General features: G+C 69.1%; 2 protein-coding genes. One reads left to right on the top strand and one right to left on the bottom strand.

What is annotated here, in order from left to right; all coding sequences use genetic code 11:
• The coding region (dxs, locus tag OOT08_RS16140) for a 1-deoxy-D-xylulose-5-phosphate synthase (RefSeq protein WP_325093846.1) at positions 1-1,660 on the bottom strand (1,660 nt) is incomplete at its 3' end.
• A gap of 498 nt (positions 1,661-2,158) precedes the next feature.
• Here dxs and OOT08_RS16135 point away from each other — a divergent pair.
• Positions 2,159-2,652, top strand: a 494-nt coding sequence (locus tag OOT08_RS16135; RefSeq protein ID WP_325093845.1) for a hypothetical protein, incomplete at its 3' end; no start/stop codon positions are given.

Genomic DNA, 2,652 nt, shown 5'->3' with positions numbered 1-2,652 from the left:
GGTGGTTCCGGGACAGTTCGACGACGGAATCGCGCACGGGGATCACCCAGCGCGGGTCGATCACGGTGCAGGAGATCCCCTGGGCCTCCAGCTGGGCGGCGGCGCCGAGGGCGACGCTCGCCATCGTGCCCGTGGCCACGAACAAGACATCGGTGCCCTCGCCCTCGGCGAGGACCTCGGCGCCGTCGGCCAGGCGACGGAGCGCCGGCACGTCCTCCGCGACCGTGCCCTTCGGGAAGCGCACCACGGTGGGGGCATCCTCGACCGCGACGGCCTCGGCGAGCTCCTCGCGCAGGCGGGTCGCGTCGCGGGGCGCCGCGATTCGGATGTTCGGCACGATTTGCAGGAGCGCCAGGTCCCAGATGCCGTTGTGACTCGGGCCGTCGGGACCGGTGATGCCCGCCCGGTCCAGCACGAAGGTGACGCCCGCGCGGTGCAGGCCAACGTCCATCACAACCTGGTCGAAGGCGCGGTTCATGAAGGTCGCGTAGATGGCGACGACGGGGTGCAGCCCGCCGAAGGCGAGCCCGGCCGCGGTCGTGACCGCGTGCTGCTCCGCGATGCCCACGTCGTAGACGCGGCTCGGGAAGGCCTCGGCGAAGCCGTCCAGCCCGACGGGGCGGAGCATCGCGGCGGTGATCGCGACGAGGCGCTCGTTCTCGGCGGCGAGGGTGACGATCTCGTCCCGGAACACCCCCGTCCAGTTCTGGCCGCCGCCCGGCTTCAGGGCCGCGCCGTTGTCCGGATCGATCGCGCCGATCGCGTGGAACTTCTCGGCCTCGTCGCGGGCGGCCAGTTCGTAGCCGCGCCCCTTCTCGGTGATCACGTGCACGAGTGTGGGCTGCCCGAAGTCCTTGGCGCGGCGAAGCAGGGCCTCCAGGGCGGGGAGGTCGTGGCCGTCCACCGGACCCAGGTACTTGATGTCGAGGTTCGAGTACAGGTGGTCGTTATTGCTGAAACGGCTCAGGAAGCCGTGCACGCCCCCGCGCACGCCGCGGTAGATCGCGCGGCCCGGGGAACCCAGCTGATCGAAGACCTTCTCGCTGCCGAGCTGCAGCTCCCGGTAGGACTGCTGCGTCCGCACCGTGTTCAGGAAGCGGGCCATGCCCCCGATCGTGGGCGCGTAGGAGCGTCCGTTGTCGTTGACCACGATGACGAGGTTGCGGGAGTTGTCGTCCGTGATGTTGTTCAGCGCCTCCCAGGTCATCCCTCCGGTGAGCGCCCCATCGCCGACAACCGCGACGACCGTGCGGTCGCTCTGACCGGTCAGCGCGTAGGCGCGAGAGATGCCGTCCGCCCAGCTGAGCGAGCTGGAGGCGTGCGAGGACTCGACGATGTCGTGCGGCGACTCGGAGCGCTGCGGGTAGCCCGCGAGCCCGCCCCGGACGCGCAACTCGCTGAAGTCCTTGCGACCCGTGAGCAGCTTGTGCACGTAGGACTGGTGGCCCGTGTCGAAGACGATGGGATCGCGCGGCGAGTCGAAGACCCGGTGCAGGGCGATGGTCAGTTCGACCACCCCGAGGTTTGGCCCCAGGTGGCCGCCCGTCTTCGAGACCTCCGCAATCAAAAACTCCCGGATGTCAGCGGCGAGTTGCGCCAACTGATCCGGAGTCAGCGCGTCGAGGTCCCTCGGGGACGAGATACCGTCCAGGATGCTCACCGAATTTACTCCGTCCTCACCCGGGGGTCCGCCCCGAGCATCACCCCAGTCTATTCCTCTTTTCCGTGAGCCGACCCCGCGCCCCGCCCCCGTCGGAGCGGATCGGCTCAGCCGGGGGTGTCGCCCGCGGGTTCCGCCCGAAGCCGTCGCGGCAGCGCGCCGAAGATGAGCTGGGTGGAACCGGCCAGCAGCTCCAGCATCCAGGGCTCGGGGTGCCTGTCCTCCCAGGAACCCCAACACCCCAGGACCGGAGGAAGCCTTGGCCCGGTGGCCCCAACGATTGTGCTTCATCTTCGTTCTGAGTGTGCTCGCCGCCTGCGGGCTGCGCTTCGTCTGGGATTTTTCATCAACCACCCGGTTGCTGTCTGATTCGGGTCGAGAAACCCTGCCAGCAGGTCACCAGGGTTCACGGTCGGCGTTTCACGCTCGGTCCCGGGCCATTCAGATCCTCATTCCACCGCTCAGCACCGTTCCTCACGTCTGAGGATGCGTGGGAGGATGGCTGAACCAGCCGCGACCCGGGTGCAGATCCGGGTGTTTCGCACCCGCGACGGGCGGGGGACGCCCTCCCCCGACGAGCGCGTCGAGGCCGTCACAATCGGAGCGTTCCAGTCCGCGGCCGGGCAGGCCTCGACGGCTCTCCTCGCGTATTCTCCCTCGCTCACGAGCACGCCCGGCGTGTTCTCTTTTAGCGACAGCGAGCGGGGCTCCGGCTGGCTGCGGCTCGAAGGGGCCGGCGCCTTCACCCTCACGCGAGTTTCCGAGGCCGTGCGGTTGTCAGAAATTGAGCGCGCCCTGGGGCAGCAGGACCCGATCCCCGGACGAGAGCTCGGCGCAGCATCACCCCTGGCGTTTCACAATCGCAGCCCCATCGTGCAGACCATCACTGGCGCCGCGGTGCTCTGGGGAGGGGGAATCCTCGCCTCGGTCTTGGCATCGCCCAACGTGGACACGCTGCCAAAGGCCGCCCTGATCGGTGCCCTCTCCCTCGG

Origin of the sequence: Leucobacter sp. M11 (assembly GCF_035726885.1) — a bacterium.
In the GTDB taxonomy this organism is placed as follows: domain Bacteria; phylum Actinomycetota; class Actinomycetes; order Actinomycetales; family Microbacteriaceae; genus JAPFRB01.
This window is presented reverse-complemented; position numbering and strand designations above follow the sequence as displayed.